General features: G+C 57.3%; 18 protein-coding genes. 12 read left to right on the top strand and 6 right to left on the bottom strand.

All coding sequences use genetic code 11. The features are described from left to right. Window positions 1-91 precede the first annotated feature (91 nt). On the bottom strand, window positions 92-979 hold the full coding sequence (locus tag AC07W5_RS17025) for a LysR family transcriptional regulator (protein ID WP_494992868.1): 888 nt from the start codon (window positions 977-979) through the stop codon (window positions 92-94). A gap of 128 nt (window positions 980-1,107) precedes the next feature. On the opposite strand from AC07W5_RS17025, the gene AC07W5_RS17020 reads away from it, so the two are divergent. Beyond that, window positions 1,108-2,238, top strand: coding sequence for an alkene reductase (locus tag AC07W5_RS17020; protein WP_495023887.1), 1,131 nt, complete (start codon window positions 1,108-1,110; stop codon window positions 2,236-2,238). Between the two features lie 113 nt (window positions 2,239-2,351). Then, window positions 2,352-3,143 (top strand): SDR family NAD(P)-dependent oxidoreductase, encoded by a 792-nt coding sequence (locus AC07W5_RS17015; RefSeq protein WP_494992870.1) that lies wholly within the window; start codon window positions 2,352-2,354, stop codon window positions 3,141-3,143. 20 nt (window positions 3,144-3,163) lie between these two features. On the opposite strand, the gene AC07W5_RS17010 is transcribed toward AC07W5_RS17015, so the two are convergent. Next, window positions 3,164-3,856 (bottom strand): Crp/Fnr family transcriptional regulator, encoded by a 693-nt coding sequence (locus AC07W5_RS17010; RefSeq protein ID WP_495023886.1) that lies wholly within the window; start codon window positions 3,854-3,856, stop codon window positions 3,164-3,166. A 220-nt stretch (window positions 3,857-4,076) separates the two neighbouring features. On the opposite strand from AC07W5_RS17010, the gene AC07W5_RS17005 reads away from it, so the two are divergent. The 6 genes from AC07W5_RS17005 to AC07W5_RS16980 all read left to right on the top strand — a co-directional run bounded on the left by AC07W5_RS17005 (window position 4,077) and on the right by AC07W5_RS16980 (window position 8,940). Continuing rightward, window positions 4,077-4,937, top strand: a complete 861-nt coding sequence (locus AC07W5_RS17005) for an SDR family NAD(P)-dependent oxidoreductase (RefSeq protein ID WP_495023885.1) — start codon at window positions 4,077-4,079, stop codon at window positions 4,935-4,937. Between the two features lie 44 nt (window positions 4,938-4,981). After that, complete coding sequence (locus tag AC07W5_RS17000; protein WP_494992873.1) at window positions 4,982-5,617, top strand: YbhB/YbcL family Raf kinase inhibitor-like protein; 636 nt, start codon at window positions 4,982-4,984, stop codon at window positions 5,615-5,617. A gap of 24 nt (window positions 5,618-5,641) precedes the next feature. Then, complete coding sequence (locus AC07W5_RS16995) at window positions 5,642-5,785, top strand: hypothetical protein (protein WP_495023884.1); 144 nt, start codon at window positions 5,642-5,644, stop codon at window positions 5,783-5,785. A 117-nt stretch (window positions 5,786-5,902) separates the two neighbouring features. Then, window positions 5,903-7,222: an MFS transporter gene (locus AC07W5_RS16990; protein ID WP_495023883.1), complete on the top strand. Its 1,320-nt coding sequence runs from the start codon at window positions 5,903-5,905 to the stop codon at window positions 7,220-7,222. A gap of 25 nt (window positions 7,223-7,247) precedes the next feature. Beyond that, the gene (locus tag AC07W5_RS16985) at window positions 7,248-8,000 is read left to right on the top strand and encodes a maleate cis-trans isomerase family protein (RefSeq protein WP_494992875.1); all 753 of its coding nucleotides are present in this window, start codon (window positions 7,248-7,250) and stop codon (window positions 7,998-8,000) included. A 58-nt stretch (window positions 8,001-8,058) separates the two neighbouring features. Continuing rightward, on the top strand, window positions 8,059-8,940 hold the full coding sequence (locus tag AC07W5_RS16980) for a LysR family transcriptional regulator (RefSeq protein ID WP_495023882.1): 882 nt from the start codon (window positions 8,059-8,061) through the stop codon (window positions 8,938-8,940). A gap of 134 nt (window positions 8,941-9,074) precedes the next feature. Here the strand turns inward: AC07W5_RS16980 and AC07W5_RS16975 are convergent, their stop codons facing one another. Genes AC07W5_RS16975 through AC07W5_RS16960 form a run of 4 tightly spaced genes read right to left on the bottom strand, consistent with a single transcriptional unit; the run spans window position 9,075 to window position 11,646 of the window. After that, window positions 9,075-9,476: a DoxX family protein gene (locus AC07W5_RS16975; protein ID WP_495023881.1), complete on the bottom strand. Its 402-nt coding sequence runs from the start codon at window positions 9,474-9,476 to the stop codon at window positions 9,075-9,077. 17 nt (window positions 9,477-9,493) lie between these two features. Then, entirely contained in the window at window positions 9,494-10,162 is a 669-nt protein-coding gene (locus AC07W5_RS16970) for an alpha/beta hydrolase (RefSeq protein ID WP_495023880.1), read from the bottom strand. After that, window positions 10,155-10,997, bottom strand: a complete 843-nt coding sequence (locus tag AC07W5_RS16965) for a DODA-type extradiol aromatic ring-opening family dioxygenase (protein ID WP_495023879.1) — start codon at window positions 10,995-10,997, stop codon at window positions 10,155-10,157. The genes AC07W5_RS16970 and AC07W5_RS16965 overlap by 8 nt, the downstream gene beginning before the upstream one ends. A 19-nt stretch (window positions 10,998-11,016) precedes the next feature. After that, window positions 11,017-11,646, bottom strand: coding sequence for an NADPH-dependent F420 reductase (locus AC07W5_RS16960; protein ID WP_495023878.1), 630 nt, complete (start codon window positions 11,644-11,646; stop codon window positions 11,017-11,019). Window positions 11,647-11,755: 109 nt separating this feature from the next. Here AC07W5_RS16960 and AC07W5_RS16955 point away from each other — a divergent pair, with 109 nt between their 5' ends. The 4 genes from AC07W5_RS16955 to AC07W5_RS16940 form a co-directional block, all read left to right on the top strand. Beyond that, window positions 11,756-12,655 carry a LysR family transcriptional regulator gene (locus AC07W5_RS16955; protein WP_495012851.1) on the top strand — a complete coding sequence of 300 codons (900 nt, stop codon included), beginning with the start codon at window positions 11,756-11,758 and terminating at the stop codon, window positions 12,653-12,655. 159 nt (window positions 12,656-12,814) lie between these two features. After that, window positions 12,815-13,135 (top strand): chromate resistance protein ChrB domain-containing protein, encoded by a 321-nt coding sequence (locus tag AC07W5_RS16950; protein ID WP_494992884.1) that lies wholly within the window; start codon window positions 12,815-12,817, stop codon window positions 13,133-13,135. Further along, the gene (locus tag AC07W5_RS16945; RefSeq protein WP_495023877.1) at window positions 13,132-14,343 is read left to right on the top strand and encodes an MFS transporter; all 1,212 of its coding nucleotides are present in this window, start codon (window positions 13,132-13,134) and stop codon (window positions 14,341-14,343) included. The genes AC07W5_RS16950 and AC07W5_RS16945 overlap by 4 nt, the downstream gene beginning before the upstream one ends. Before the next feature lie 227 nt (window positions 14,344-14,570). Then, window positions 14,571-15,389: SH3 domain-containing protein (locus AC07W5_RS16940; protein WP_495023876.1), on the top strand; the 819-nt coding region annotated here is incomplete at its 3' end.

Below are 15,389 nucleotides of genomic sequence, written 5' to 3'. Positions count from 1 at the left end.
ACCCAGCAGCAGGCGATCACTGCATTCCTGTGTGTCCTTACACAGCGATAGGGCCAAGGCGTCGGGCCGGGGCAGAGCAACCCATGTGCAATTAAAGGTCTGCGAGTCGGGTGCTGATGGCTTCGAGAAACGTCCTTGTCTTTGTCGGAATGTGGCGTCTGGAAGGAAGCAATGCATAGATAGGTGCGTACGCACTGTGCCAGTCAGGCAGGATATGTATCAGGCGGCCGGCGGCAAGATCGGCCGCAACGTCGACCCTGGATTTGAGCATCACGCCGTGGCCTCCGATCGCCCAATCCCGCACGGCATCGCCGCTATTGGCCTGAAGCCGGGAGCGTGGCTGAAAATCGACGGCCTCGTTTTGCGGACCTTCCAGGCGCCATGGCAGGGAGAGATCGTCGTAGCGCAGACACCAATGACGATCAAGGTCACGTACGCATTCAGGTTCCCCGTGACGTTCAAGATACGCAGGTGCGGCAACGAGGATTCGGTGATTGTCAGCAAGCTTGCGCAGGATGGCGCTGCTGTCTCGCGGTTGGCCAATGCGCACCGCAACATCTATCCGCTCATGCGTCAGATCGACAAGCCGGTCGTCAAGTCTGAGTTCGATATCAAGCTTCGGATAGCGCTCGACCAGTTCAGCCACCAACGGTACCAGGTGAATGCGCCCAAAGGAAACGGGCGAGCTGACCCGCAGCAGGCCGAACGGCTCTTCACCGCCTACGGCCATTCGGGACTCCGCAGCGTCCAACTCCTCGAGTATCCGATCGACATGAGCAATCAGGGCCAAACCCTCGTCGGTCGCGGACAGTGTGCGAGTGGTTCGATTGATCAACCGCTGTCCGGCGCGCCGCTCGAGTGCCATGAGCCGCTTGCTGACTACCGCGAGTCCCACGCCTAAATCGCGCGCGGCCGCTGACAGGCTGCCGCACACCAGGATCCGCTGGAAGGTACGAAGCTCGTTGAGATCGTCCAGCATACTATCAACCCTTGTTCAATAATCTATCTACCGGTAGCTATATTCTAATACGCAAGGCAAGAGATAACACTGTCCGTACCCGATCAGAAAACCTCTGTTCGACTACAGCCAGCTTCTGGAGTCTTGCCATGACAGCCTCTTCACCTCTGTTCACATCGACCTTTGTTGCCGAACAAAACGTTGCTCACCGCGTGGTGATGGCTCCGATGACCCGCGCTCGCAGCACACAACCGGGTGACGTGCCCAACGCGATGAACGCCCATTACTATGCGCAACGTGCTTCGGCCGCTCTGATCGTCTCGGAGGCGACGCAGATTTCACCGCAAGGTAAGGGATACTCTTTTACCCCGGGCATTCATAGCCAAGAGCAGATAGCAGGATGGCGCCTCATCACGGATGCCGTGCATGCCGCCGGTGGACGCATCTTTCTTCAGCTGTGGCATGTCGGTCGGATGTCTCATCCTGACTTTCACAACGCAGAGTTGCCGGTCGCACCTTCGGCGGTTTCATTCGAAGCACAAATCTGGAAAGTGAACCCTGCGACCGGTCAAGGCGAGATGGTGGATTGCCCGACGCCGCGTGCACTTGGCAGAGCGGAAATCCACAGTATCGTTAACGACTTCCGCGTCGGAGCGCACAACGCTATAGAGGCTGGCTTCGACGGCGTCGAAATCCACGGAGCGAACGGTTACCTTGTGGATCAGTTCCTGCGCACTACCGCCAACACCCGCACCGACGAATACGGCGGCTCGCGCGAAAATCGCTTGCGATTCCTCAAGGAAGTGGTCAGCGCTGTCGCGGACGAAGTGGGTGCCGAGCGCACCGCTATCCGGCTAGCACCGTTTCTGACCGCGCGCGGTATGGCCTGCCCCGACATTCTGCCGACGATTCTTGACGCCACCTCGTTCCTGCAAACACTCGGCATTGCCTACCTGCATCTGGTCGAAGCCGATTGGGACGACGCGCCGCAGTTCACGGAGACGTTCCGAGCCGACATTCGGGCGCGCTTCCAACGGCCCATCATCGTTGCCGGCAAGTACGATCTGGACCGCGCCAACTGGGTGATTGGCAAAGGCTATGCCGACCTGGTCGCGTTTGGACGTCCCTTCGTCGCCAACCCCGATCTACCAAGGCGTTTGGCGGAAAGTCTTCCCCTGGCCGAGTTTGCCGGCGACACGCTGTTCGGCGGTGACGAGCACGGTTACTCGGACTATCCGGCGTGGCCGATGGCTACAGCGGCGAACGCTGTTCTCGCGTAATGCACGGTAGTCCGCGTGCATCGTTCGCCTTGAGTCGAGATCGGATGACGCACTGACATGCGGCCGAATTTGACCACCTGGTTCAACATATTTCTATTATCGAGGTTCACATCATGTTTACTTATCGCAATGCCTTTGCTCTCGTTACCGGCGCATCCATGGGCCTTGGTGAAGCGTTCGCCGAAGCACTCGCCGCACGAGGCACCAATCTCGTTCTCGTAGCACGTTCGTTCGACACGTTGAATGCCCTGGCGAAGCGACTCACTGAACAGTACCGCGTCCAGGCCATTGTATTGACGGCCGACCTGGCCGAGCGCGATGCCGTGACGCGCATCAGCGAAGAGCTTGAACGGCAGCATATCGCGGTGGACCTGCTCGTCAACAATGCTGGCTTTGGACTCACCGGCGACTTTCTATCGAACCCGCTGGCCAGGGAGGAAGACCTGATCCAGGTGAATATCCAGGCCTTGGTGAGTCTCTCCCACAGGCTCGGTACGGCGATGGCTGCCCGGAAAAAGGGTGGCATCATCAACGTGGCCTCCAATGCGTCCTTCCAGCCCATTCCGTACATGGCAACATACGCGGCGAGCAAGGCATTCGTGCTCCATTTCACGGAAGCACTGGGTCATGAGCTGTCTCAGAGCAATGTACAGGTGATGGCGACCTGTCCCGGCCCCACCGCAACCAAATTCTTCGATGCAATATCGGCTACGCAGCCCTCTATAAAAATGGACACAGCAGAGGTTGTCGTCAAAAGGACTCTGCAAGCCTTTGATCGTCAGCAGCGGGTGGTGTATCCGGGGCGGTCCAGCGTGCGCATCACCTCATGGTTGCCCCGTGTTATTCCGCGCGCGCTCGCCGTTCGCGCCGCCGCGGCTGCGTCGCGTGGGATGGGTCTTCACTGAGTTGTTTCCTTGCAGACCGTTCACAGTTGCGATTCCATCGCTTTCAATTTCGTCAGAGATTCGATCTGCACTTGTCCATAGCGTAATTTCAAAACACCCGAAGCAACCATCGCCTTGAGTTCCAGCGCAAGCGTCTGCCGGGTGATACCCAACATCATGGCCAGGGCATCTTGAGTGACGTTGAGGAGGTGTCGTTCGTTCAACGATTGGGTCGCGTCCCCTCTGGCGAGGTGTTCAAGGCGACGTGCAATTCGTACACGAGTCGAACGCAGCATGGCGTCTTCCAGCATCTTGTAGACCAGCCGGGAATGCGTTGCCTGAAGTGCGGCAATCGCTCTGGCGAAGCTGTTATGAGCCATGAGGTTGTCGAACGCCTGCGGATCGATACAAAGTACCTGTGCAGGATCCGTCGCGCTGATGTCGTGCACCCGAGGCAGGCCATCGAGCAACGACGTCTCACCAAACCAGTTGCCGGGCTCTAACACTGTCAGGATGGCTTCCTTGCCATCTTCTCGTAACGTCGACACTTTCAGAGCGCCTCGGACCAGTCCATAGAAACAGCCCGGTGCATCTCCTTGACGAACGAGGTACTCGCCTGAGTTGAGGCGTTGCAACCTGGCCTCTGCCAACAGTGTCACTTGAATGGGGTGTTCAAGACTCGCAAACCATGGATTAGCAGTCATCCATGTCAGAAGTAGATCCATATCAGACATCGCGCTGACCTCTCGCCGTTCAGACGACATAGTGAGCCGCTCTGCGGCCTTGAGGCAACCTCGGTTCATGCGTTTAAAAAGGTGTCCAATTGCAAGATTCGTTGCAGTTCGTGGCAGGGCAAAACCCTAACCTTGCGCTCAATCAGTGCCCCTTGTTTCGGGATGCGGGACACAGGAGAAACCATGAACAATCACGCAACAACTCAAACGGAGTAAATCCATGTCAGTGGCAGAAGATGTTGTATGGATCACAGGCGCCTCCTCAGGCATCGGTGAGGCATTGGCGGGTATTTTCTTGCGTGAAGGCGCTAAGGTCATCCTGTCTGGACGTCGAGTAGAAGAACTCCTCAGGGTTGCCGCTCAAGCACCTGAACGGACCTTGGTACTGCCTTTCGACACGACCGACTTCGCAGCACTCGATGACGTGGTTGAACGCGCCTGGAACTGGTGCGGTCGAATCGATCGTTTGATTAACAATGCCGGGGTAAGCCAGCGAAGCCTCGCACTGGATACTCATTTCGATGTGTATCGTCAGCTGATTGATGTCGATTACCTGGCCCCCGTTGCTCTCACTCAAAAACTTTTACCCCGCATGGTCGCGCGCCGCAGCGGGCAGATCGCGGTCGTCAGCTCCGTCGCCGGAAAGGTGGGGGCTCCCTTGCGCGCAGGTTACTGCGGGGCCAAACATGCCGTGATCGGATATTTCGATGCGTTACGCGCGGAAGTCGAGCAGGCCTATGGCATCCAAGTCAGTGTCATCCTGCCTGGTTCAGTCAAAACCCCGATAGCCATCCATTCACTTGAAGGTGATGGCTCTTCGCGCGGTCGTTCCGATGACTATATCGAACACGGGATGGATGTGGAGGTAGCCGCTGGACTCATCTTCGACGGTTTGAAAAAGCACAGCCGGGAAATTCCAGTCGCTGATGGCATGGAAGGGCTCGCCTTGCAATGGCGCCTGACTGACCCCGAAAAACTGTATGCCATCCTGGCGCAAGAAGGGGCGCGTCTCGCGCAAGTGCGGGAACAAAAAGGCGCTGGTAGCTCTATAGACCCGTCTGATATTCAATCGGGATTGTAGTGGATCATCACTTTCTCTCATCAACGCGCAGGACAATATCTGACATGCGACTTATCAGCCAAAGCTTTCAGGACGGACAAAAAATAGACGGCGAATTCGCGTTCGCGGTGCCCGATGCAACCTCGCACGTTGCGTTATCGTCAAACCGGAACCCTCATCTTGCATGGAGCGAGGTGCCCGAAGGTACGCAATCGTTCGTAGTGGTCTGCCACGATCCTGATGTTCCGAGCCGTGGCGACGACGTGAATCAGGTCGGTCGTGAAGTACCATCCTCGCTGCCGCGCATCGACTTTTTCCATTGGCTGCTGCTCGACATTCCGGCCGGCATTACCCAGATTCCAGCCGGGTCGCATTCGAGCCACGTGACTGCGCGTGGTAAATCCGGCCCAGTAGCACCCGAAGGGTGGCGCCACGGGATCAACGATTACACCAGCTGGTTCGCGAACGATGATCAGATGACGGGCGACTACTATGGCTACGACGGTCCCTGTCCTCCGTGGAACGACGCGCTGGTTCATCGCTATATCTTCACGGTTTACGCCCTCGCCACGCCGATGCTCGAAGTCGCGGGCCCGCTGACCGGTACGAACGTCCGCGCGGCGCTTGATTCGGCCCAAGTCCTCGGACGAGCCAGCCTGACCGGAATCTACAGCCTGAACCCCTCGGTTTCGCTCGGCTGAGCGGCAGGTGGACGAGACTCAAGCATGGCCTCGTCGCAAGTCGCCAACGCCGTCCCCGTTTTCGGCAAGGCTGACGTCTGTCAGCGTTTGGCAGCTGCCATCCGGTGGCTGCCTCAGCACTTCTCTATTGCCATCGCCATCCGCGATGGCAAGCTCGCCAATGCCTGATATACGACTCCCTTTTCCCCTCCTAACATCGGTCGCACATGACCATTCGTTCGCCAATTGCCTTCGTCGGCGCACGAGTTTCCAAAAATAATAAGTTGAGTTCCACGAGGTTCAACCATGAAAACCCTAGCGGCCAGTTCTGCGGCCAGTGCCCCTTTAGTCCATGGAGTCGGTCAACTGACCGCCGGCCAGCGTTACATTACGTTGGGTGGCTCATGGGCCGCCTGGTTGTTTGATGCGCTGGACGCGACAATCTTCGGCTTTGTCCTGCTGGCGATCGCCAAGACCTTCTCCGTTGGTTTGGGCGATATCGTTTCCACCGTTGCCTGGTTTCTGCTGGCGACCGGTATTGGCGGTTTCTTCCTCGGTAATGTTTCCGACAAGATCGGCCGCAAGAAAACCATGATGCTGTCGGTGTTCGTCTACGGTACCGGCACCTTGCTCTGTGCCTTTGCCGACAGCCTTTGGCAACTCAATCTGTTCCGCTTCTGCGTCGGCGTCGCCGTGGGTGGATTGTGGTCCGCCGCTGCAGCGCTGGTATCGGAGATCTGGCCACCGGCCGGGCGCGCCAAGGCCTTTGCGGTGATGCAGACCGGTTGGTCGGGTGGTGGTCTTCTGGCGGCGATTTTCGCCTGGAGTTTCCTGGACAGCGGCAACCCCGAGTCCTGGCGGACTCTGTTCATCTATGCCTCGATCCCGGCCTTTTTCACCCTGGTGTTCATCTGGCTGTTCGTCAAGGAGTCGCCGGTATGGCTGGCCAACCGCGAATTCATGCGTCGTAACACCGACAAGGGCCGGTTGCTGGAAATCTTCCGTCCGCAATACCTGAAAGTGACCCTGCTGGGCTTGAGCATTTCGGTATTGGGCATGTATGGCTACTGGATCATCACCACCTTCATGCCGGCTTACCTACAGAACATTCTGAACGTGCGTATCGATCAGGCACCGGTGTTCGTCATCTGGATCGGCATCGGCGCCACCATCGGTTATCTGGCCTACGGCTATCTGGCGGAAAGCATCGGTCGTCGCTTGTCGTTCGCGATCTTCTTTGGCGGCATGGCGATCATGGTGCCGGTGTTTACCTACTCGGCGACCTTGATGCCATTGACCGACGGTAAGCTTCTGTTCACCACCCAGAACGTCGTCACCCTCGGTTCGCTGGCAGCACTGTTGGGTTTCTTCACCGGATATTTCAGCGGCTTCGGCGCCTGGTACTCGGAGTTGTTCCCGACCAGCATCCGTTCTACTGCGTCGGGTTTTTGCTTCAACTTCGGGCGGGTCGGCGCCATTGCCGGCATCAAGCTGGTACCCATCCTGATTCCGCTCATCGGCTTCACCGCCACCATTTCTCTTGCTTCCGTTTCCTACGTCATCGCCGCCGTCATGGTGTTTACGCTGCAGGAAACCAAAGGCGCTCAACTCACCAGCGGCAACTGATCTGCACTATTCAGAGGACAGACCCATGAAAAATTTTCGAATCGGCCAAATCGTACCCAGCTCCAACACGACGATGGAAACTGAAATCCCGGCGATGCTGACCTCGCGTTACTCGCTGTTTCCAGAAGAGCGTTTCACCTTCCACTCCTCGCGCATGCGCATGATGCACGTCAGCCCCGAAGAGCTGAAAAAGATGGATGTCGACAGTGACCGCTGCGCGCTGGAGCTGAGCGACGCGCGGGTTGATGTCATGGCCTACGCCTGCCTGGTGGCGATCATGTGCCAGGGCGCTGGCTATCACAAAGTCTCGCAAGAGCGCCTGAGCAAAACTGTTGCCTCCAACAAGTCGACCGCCCCGGTGCTCAGCTCCGCGGGTGCGCTGATCGATAGCCTGAACATGCTCGAATACAAGAAAGTCTCGATCATCACTCCGTATATGAAACCGCTGACCCAACAGGTCATCGACTACATCGAGGCGGCCGGAATCGAAGTGGTCGACTCCATCAGTCTGGAGGTGTCCGACAATCTCGAGGTCGGTCGTCTGGACCCGATGAATCTGGTGGGCCACGCCGACAAACTGAACATCGGACAGGCCGACGGAGTGGTGCTGTCGTGCTGTGTGCAGATGCCTTCACTGCCAGCGATCCAGGTCGTACAGGATCGCCTCGACAAACCGGTACTGTCGGCGTCGGTCGCTACCGTTTACCAGATGCTGAAAACCCTCGGCCTCAAGGCCCAGGTGCCGAACGCCGGCCATCTGTTGTCCGGAGCGTTCTGAGCCGATGCCTGACGAGGTACTATGCTGGCCATTCAGGCCAGCAAACCCGGTACCTCACATGAAACTCGATCCGGTCTCGTTGCGACTCTTCGTCAGCGTCGTCGAAGAAGGCACTATAGCTGCCGCCGCCAAGCGCGAACACATCGCTGCGGCGGCGGTCAGCAAGCGGCTCAGCGAACTGGAAGAGTTGCTCGACTCGAAACTGCTTAACCGCACCAACAAAGGCATTACTGCGACCGACGCCGGCCTGTCGCTGTTGTTCATGGCTCGCAGTGCCCTGAACAACCTCAACGAAATCGTCGTGCAGATGCGCGAATACTCCTACGGCCGTCGTGGCTCGGTGCATGTCCTGGCCAACATCTCTGCTATCACCCAATTCATGCCCGGCTTGATCAAGTCGTTCATGGAGTTGTACCCGCTGATCAACGTCAGCCTCGAAGAAAAGCAAAGTCTGGCCATCACCAAAGCTGTGGCCGAAAACCGTGCCGACATCGGCATCTTCACGCGTCTGCCGCATGGCGCCGACATCGAGGTCTTCCCGTTTCGCACTGATCGGCTGGTGTTGCTGGTGCCCAACGGAGATCCGCTGGCCGTACGCCAATCAGTCAAGTTCAGCGAAACCCTGGAACACGAATACATTGCCTTGCGCAGCGGCACTCACCTCAACTTTCAGTTGATCAAGGCAGCCAACGACCTGGGGCGCTCGCTGAAAATCCGTATGGAAGTCTCCAGCTACGACGCGCTATGCCTGATGGTTCAGGCCGGTCTGGGCATTGGCATCATGCCGGAGGGGAGTGCGGGGATTTACAAAATGGACGGGGCGAAGGTGGTCAGGCTGGATGAGGCGTGGGCGTCCCGCGAACTCAGCGTGTGCGTAAGGTCGAGAGAGGCGCTGTCGGTCGCTGCAGGATTGTTTCTGGGGCACCTGCTCGAAGGGTAGTGAGCGTCTCAGTCTCCGGCTTCACGTCCGGATAGGTGGCTTGGCGGGGTGCAGACGAAGATCCCGCTGAACAGAAAATGTGCCGGCGACCTGGATAATCTACCCAAGTGCCGACACATTTTTTAAGGTTGCTGTTACGCCTTGCTTGAGGTCTTGGCAGCGAAAATACCATCACCCAGCAGGGCCACAACCAGAGCAGTCACGCATAGGTAGATTGGGTATTCCCAACCACCGTTGGCATTGGTGAAGCTCCAGCCATTGCCGAAGTGTACGGTCGCAGCAACGAAAAGCTGAAGAACGGCAATCGCGGCTACCCAGCGTGCATAGACACCCAATACCAGCATCAACCCGCCGATTACTTCAAATGCCATGACCGGGTAGGCCAGGAAGCCGGGGAAACCTATGGATTCGAAAAAGCCGGCAGTGCCCGCAGGCGTGAAAACCAAAACTTTGGTCAGGCCGTGAGCAATGAACATGATGCCCAGTGCCAGGCGCATAACAAATGCGGCGTAGGGAGCGGTACGTGAATCAATCATGGTGAGGTTCCTTTTGTTTAGTTAGAAAGTGACAGCGTGGTTGTCAGCCACTGCGAGAAATCGGCCAGCTCTTCAGCGACAATCTCGTGGGCCATGTTGTAGAAATGTGTTTCGTGTACGACGCCAATTCGATCCAGCCAGGCGTCAGCTTCTTTCGCCCAATCGACGGGTAAGACGTTGTCCTGATGGCCATGGGCGATGAAGGCCGAGACCGACTTGAGCCGATCGGGTGTTGCGATCTGGGGAGCAATTTCCCGCAGCATCCGTCCACTCAATATCGCGAAGCCTGCAACCTGCTCAGGTTCGGTGACCCCGAGGCTCGCACTCATGATGCCGCCCTGACTGAAACCTGCGATCACGGTGGGCAGCTTGGGCAGCGCTCCAATGAAACGATGCAAGAGTTTGCGACTGGATTCCGCCTGCTCTTGATTGAACGAGGGGCCATTACTGGTGAAGTTCACCTGATACCAGGCGAAGCCTTGTGGGCCAACCTGCAGCGGGCCGCGGAGCAGAATCAGCTCCAGCTCCTGGGGCAGGGATCCGGCCAGAGCTGCGAGGTTCGCTTCATTCGAGCCTACGCCATGCAGCAGTAGCAGGCGGGCCTTGGGGGCCGAGGTGCTCGCCTTACGGAAAAACAGGCCCGACTCCGGCTCTCGGACCGGTTCAGAAAAAGTAGTGTCACGCATGGTATGCAACGCCTTGGCTGGGTTGAGTCGGCTCGAATCCATCATTATTGGTCGAGGAAAAAAGGTAGCTGTCCATCGCCAGTACCCCGTAGGTCACGCCGCCTTCCAGAACCCGCGTTTCATAGCGTTCGCCGGCCGCGCCCAAGGCGATAAGCAGCGGTAAGAAATGCTCATCGGTTGGATGGGCTCGCTCGGCTGAAGGCGCGTGTTGCTTATAGTCCAGCAGGTGACCGGTGTTACCCGCTTGCAGTGTCTGGGCTGTCCAGGCTGCAAACTCTTTCACGTAGTCAGCCCCATGGCTGGTCGCTCCACGAAACTCATACAAGTTATGGGTAAGGCTTCCAGAGGCCACGATCAGCACATTCATATCCCGAAGCGGCTTGAGCGCTTCACCCAGTTTCCAGGCCAGGTGTGTATCGAGCCTGGCAGGCATTGAAACCTGAACCACCGGTACGTCTGCCTCGGGGGCCAGATAAAAAAGGGGTACCCACGCGCCGTGATCCAGACCTCGATGAGGATCGAGCCGGGATTTCCATCCCGCTGTCTGCAACAGACCCACGATATGGGCTGCCAGAGCCGGAGCGCCGGGAGCGGGGTAGTTCAACTGGTACAACGCCTCGGGAAAACCGCCGAAGTCGTGGATGGTGTTAGGGGCGGTGCTCGCTGTAACGCGGACTTCGCCAGGTGTCATCCAGTGTGGGGAAAGGATGACGATGGCATCAGGTCGCGGCAGTTCGCGACCGAGCTCGGCCAGACGTTGACCCGCCAGACCGGGCTCGATGGCAAACATCGGAGCACCATGAGACACAAACAACAGGGGGAACGAAGTGTTCATGGTAGGGACTCCGAAATGATTACTTGTTAAGCCAGACCGGGGCGATGGAAGTGCCCAGGCCTGCGCCATAGCCGAGATAGATGTTCAGGCCTGCCAGTGGCTCGAGGTAACGGGCATTGATTAGTCCACCAGCGTCCACCGTGTTCCAGCCCATGCTCTGTGCAAGCGAGATCGCGGTCTGTTTGGCACGGTCATTGTTACCTGCGACAAACACACTGCCACGTTGGTTGTCAGAGAATTCAGGGCCATCTGCGAGCACTTGAGCGAACAGGGTGTTGAACGCTTTAACCACGTGGGCTTGCGGCACTGCTTTGGCAATTTCTTCGCAGGCGCTGGTCACGTGACCGATCGTCAACGACATGTAGTCAGCGCTCAGCGGGTTGGTAATGTCGATGACAACTTTGCCCGTCAGATCACCCAGGCTTTGCAGTGCCGCTGCAGCGTCACCGTAGGCAGTCGCAACGACAACGACGTCGCTGTCACCCAAGGCTTGCGCAGCAGGATAGGCGCTGACATTTTCAAACTGAGCGGCCAAGGCTTGGGCCTTGTCGATGTCACGGCCGGTGATTCGAACGATATGTCCGGCACTGGACAACTGTTTTGCGAACGCCGAACCCATGTTCCCGGTACCAATTACTGTGATTTTCATAGCTACCTCGTTTGCGTCGATTTGCGTTTCGATGGGCTAAGTTTATAGGTTGAAAAATTGAGATAAATAAGGCCGAATGTGATTAATAGTTCCACTAAGTGAGACAATTATGGATCGGGCGTTGGAGATGCAGGTCTTCTGCATGGTCGTCGACAAGGGCAGCTTCGTAGGGGCCGCTGAGCCGCTGGAGATGTCCAAGGCGGCCATTTCGCGCTATGTGAGTGGGCTCGAAGAGCGCTTGGGTGCACGGTTACTGCACCGCACGACTCGCCGGCTTTCGTTGACAGAGGAGGGGCGGCAGTTCTACCACCAGGCGCGCGAGGTGTTGGCGCTGATGGATCAGGCGGAGGAGGCTGTTTCGTCGGCAGCGCCGGAGCCCAGTGGGGTGCTCAGGGTGAACGCCCCGGTCAGTTTTGGTGTGCTGCACCTGGCTCCGGTATGGGCTGACTTCATGAAGGCCTACCCCAAAGTCGAATTGGACATCAGCTTGAATGACCGGCTGGTGGATCTTGTAGAGGAGGGGTTCGATGCCGCTGTTCGCATTGCGCGTATGGAAAATTCTTCTTTGGTCGGGCGGCGTTTGGCCAGCACTCGGATGTGCCTGTGTGCCTCACCCGCGTATTTGGCTAGCCATGCTCCAGTCCGCACGTTGTCTGATCTGACAGAGCACGGCGTGATTGCCTATACAAACTTTGCCAGCGGGAATGAATGGCAATTCCAGGGCCCTGATGGCGGTGAAAGCGTGCGTACACGCTCGGTTGTTCGCTGCAACAATGGCGATACCTGTCGCAGCATTGCGTTAGCGGGGGGAGGGATTTCTTTGCAGCCCAGCTTCATGGTGGCCGATGATTTGCGCTCTGGCGACCTGGTAGAGATTCTGCCCGAGTACCAGTCCGTCGAATTGGGGATCTACGTGGTGTATCCCTCTCGCAAGCACCTGCCACCCAAGGTTCGCGTACTCATAAATTTTTTGGCGGAACGATTTGCCCGTCCTCATTGGGAGCAGTGACAGGCATGGCGATGCTAGCGCCGTTCCGCTTCAAATTGGGCATGATGATCACCCTGGCGGGCTGCTGTGCGGCTGGAATCATCCATTTCGCCAGGGTGCTCCAATGATCTCCAGACGGTGTCCAGTCAACCCGCAGCGTAACGAAAGAGAGGTTAATTCATGAAATGGATTACCCGTGAGCGGCCGAAAATTGACCGCAATGCTTACCCCTGGCTGATTGCACGCTTCATTGATCCGGTGCCGGAGTTTTTGTATGTGCCTGCCAATGATGTCGTCAAAGTAGCGGCCGAGATAGGCGCGACACCCTACGACATTCAGGTGAATCAGATGAAATCCATGATCATTGCAACCAGCCTTATCTGTGCCGCGTCCCATGCTCTCGCCGCAACGGAAAGTCTGGACGCAAACGTTGAGGGGCAGGCGCCTACCGGCTGGATCTGCGGCGCGGTCGGAAAAAGCCCTGCACGCTGGGTCAAGTGAACTCGCCGGTTCTTTCCCGTGTGCTATGCGTGCGAGGCTTGCGGGCATTCGCCGACGGTTACGTCAGCTTGCTGCTGCCACTTTATCTGCTGGCATTGGGCATGCAGCCGCTTGAAGTTGGGATGATCGCCACCGGCACGCTGTTAGGCTCAGGTGTATTGACGCTCCTGGTTGGCCTCTATGCTCATCGTTTTACCTACCGCCTGTTGTTGTTAATGGCCGCGCTGCTCATGACGGGAACCGGTTTTGGTTTTGCGGCTGTCACCGATTTCTGGCCTTTGCTGATGATTGCCATAGTCGGGACATTGAATCCGTCCAGCGGCGACGTCAGCGTATTCTTGCCGCTAGAGCACGCTGTGCTTTCCGGTTTGGTAGACGAACGCCGGCGAACGGCGGTGTTTGCCCGCTATAGTCTGATCGCTGCGTTGGCTGCCGCATTTGGTGCGCTGTTCGCTGGTGCGCCTGATTGGATAGTCGCGACATCCGGGCTCGATAGGAAAAAAGCGCTACAAGCGATGTTTATCCTTTACGGCTTATTGGGACTGGCATCGGCGCTGATTTATTCCACGCTACCTCAGGAGATCGGCACAGACGAGCACAAGGCGCAGGCTGCACCATTACAAAAATCGAAGCGGGTCGTTTATACCCTTGCAGCCTTGTTCAGCCTGGATGCGTTCGGGGGTGGCTTTGTGGTGCAATCGATGATTGCGTTGTGGCTTTTCGAGAAGTTTCAGCTTTCCACCACGGTCGCTGGCGAGATTTTTTTCTGGACCGGAGTATTGACGGCGTTTTCATATCTGGCGGCGAACCGCATTGCCGATCGGTTTGGACTCGTGAATACAATGGTGTTTACGCACTTACCCTCTAGCCTGTTCTTGATCCTCATTCCACTGATGCCGACATTGAGCCTGGCAATTATCTTGCTGCTTGCGCGCAGCGCGTTGTCGCAAATGGATGTGCCGACTCGTAGCTCCTACATCATGGCAATCGTGCCGCCCGGGGAGCGCGCAGCTGCGGCCAGTATCACGACGGTCCCACGTAGCCTGGCGTCAGCTTTGAGCCCGCTGCTTGCTGGTTATTTGCTGGGCTTATCGACCTTTGGTTGGCCATTGGTGATCGCGGGCGGTTTGAAGATCACCTACGACTTACTGCTGCTTGGTATGTTTCGGAATATACGACCACCAGAAGAAAGCGACCAGAAGCGCTAGATAGGGGGGCGTGCCGAGACAAGGGGAAAATTCATTCATTTTGTTCATAACGTGTTGTTTTTTATAAAATTGTTCTCTCGGTTATATTCCTGATCAGAACTGGAGCTGCTTACTCTACAGCGCGTTTTATTGCGGTGTCCGACCTGGACAAGAGCGAGCTCGAAGCCTTCGGTCAACTGGTTGAAAAAGGGATGTAGAATGATTTCTCTGTACAGAGGGCCCGAGACATGAAATCGATTATCTACTTGATCATTGGAGTGCTTGCGTGCCTGTTCACTCCCGTGACCTTTGCTCAGGACCAGTTTGCCTACACCATTTCCAACAGCATCCTCAGGACCGGCCCGGACCTCGCCTATCCGCCCATCCTGACCGTACCTCGGGGCTCGATGGTGACGATCTATGGCTGCCTCGGCGACTGGCAGTGGTGCGATGTCAGCTGGCAGGGCGAACGCGGTTGGATAGCGGGCAACTTACTTGAGTACGATTACTACGGGCAGCGCGCGGTAATACCCTACTATGGCGCCCAGATAGGTATGCCTATTCTGATCTTCGGCTTCGACAGCTACTGGAACCGCCACTACCACAATCGGGACTGGTTCCGCCATCGTGCTCGCTGGCGTCACATTCACATGCATTCACGGCTACAGCAGCCGCAACAGAGACTGCTTCAACAGCAGCACCAGGCTGGACAGCTACTGCATCAGCCGCAGCTAATGCCTCAGCCGCAGCTACAACCGCAGATGCTGCCGCAACAGAGACTGCCTCAACAGCAGCACGGGGCTGGACAGCTACTGCATCAGCCGCAGCTAACGCCTCAGCCGCAGCTACAACCGCAGCTACAACCGCAGATGCTGCCGCAACAGAGACTGCCCCAACAGCAGCGCGAGTCGGGACAGCTGCCGCATCAGCCGCAGCTAATGCCTCAGCCGCAGCTACAACCGCAGCCGCTGCCGCAACAGAGAATGCCTCAACAGCAGCGCGAGTCGGGACAGCTGCCGCATCAGCCGCAGCTAATGCCTCAGCCGCAGCTACAACCGCAGCCGCTG

It is taken from the genome of Pseudomonas sp. GW821-FHT01E05, from assembly GCF_059422425.1.
Note: the sequence above shows the minus strand (reverse complement) of the source record. Positions and strands in the feature narration are given on the sequence as shown.

What these genes read in the sequence shown, in the direction of transcription:
- AC07W5_RS16995 (WP_495023884.1), top strand. Translation starts at nt 5,642, where the DNA reads ATGGCCTCGTCGCAAGTCGCCAACGCCGTCCCCGTTTTCGGCAAGGCT.
- AC07W5_RS17020 (WP_495023887.1), top strand. Translation starts at nt 1,108, where the DNA reads ATGACAGCCTCTTCACCTCTGTTCACATCGACCTTTGTTGCCGAACAA.
- AC07W5_RS16965 (WP_495023879.1), bottom strand. Translation starts at nt 10,997, where the DNA reads ATGAACACTTCGTTCCCCCTGTTGTTTGTGTCTCATGGTGCTCCGATG.
- AC07W5_RS17010 (WP_495023886.1), bottom strand. Translation starts at nt 3,856, where the DNA reads ATGTCTGATATGGATCTACTTCTGACATGGATGACTGCTAATCCATGG.
- AC07W5_RS17025 (WP_494992868.1), bottom strand. Translation starts at nt 979, where the DNA reads ATGCTGGACGATCTCAACGAGCTTCGTACCTTCCAGCGGATCCTGGTG.
- AC07W5_RS16975 (WP_495023881.1), bottom strand. Translation starts at nt 9,476, where the DNA reads ATGATTGATTCACGTACCGCTCCCTACGCCGCATTTGTTATGCGCCTG.
- AC07W5_RS16970 (WP_495023880.1), bottom strand. Translation starts at nt 10,162, where the DNA reads ATGCGTGACACTACTTTTTCTGAACCGGTCCGAGAGCCGGAGTCGGGC.
- AC07W5_RS16950 (WP_494992884.1), top strand. Translation starts at nt 12,815, where the DNA reads ATGAAATGGATTACCCGTGAGCGGCCGAAAATTGACCGCAATGCTTAC.
- AC07W5_RS16960 (WP_495023878.1), bottom strand. Translation starts at nt 11,646, where the DNA reads ATGAAAATCACAGTAATTGGTACCGGGAACATGGGTTCGGCGTTCGCA.
- AC07W5_RS16980 (WP_495023882.1), top strand. Translation starts at nt 8,059, where the DNA reads ATGAAACTCGATCCGGTCTCGTTGCGACTCTTCGTCAGCGTCGTCGAA.
- AC07W5_RS16955 (WP_495012851.1), top strand. Translation starts at nt 11,756, where the DNA reads ATGGATCGGGCGTTGGAGATGCAGGTCTTCTGCATGGTCGTCGACAAG.
- AC07W5_RS17015 (WP_494992870.1), top strand. Translation starts at nt 2,352, where the DNA reads ATGTTTACTTATCGCAATGCCTTTGCTCTCGTTACCGGCGCATCCATG.
- AC07W5_RS17000 (WP_494992873.1), top strand. Translation starts at nt 4,982, where the DNA reads ATGCGACTTATCAGCCAAAGCTTTCAGGACGGACAAAAAATAGACGGC.
- AC07W5_RS16985 (WP_494992875.1), top strand. Translation starts at nt 7,248, where the DNA reads ATGAAAAATTTTCGAATCGGCCAAATCGTACCCAGCTCCAACACGACG.
- AC07W5_RS16990 (WP_495023883.1), top strand. Translation starts at nt 5,903, where the DNA reads ATGAAAACCCTAGCGGCCAGTTCTGCGGCCAGTGCCCCTTTAGTCCAT.
- AC07W5_RS17005 (WP_495023885.1), top strand. Translation starts at nt 4,077, where the DNA reads ATGTCAGTGGCAGAAGATGTTGTATGGATCACAGGCGCCTCCTCAGGC.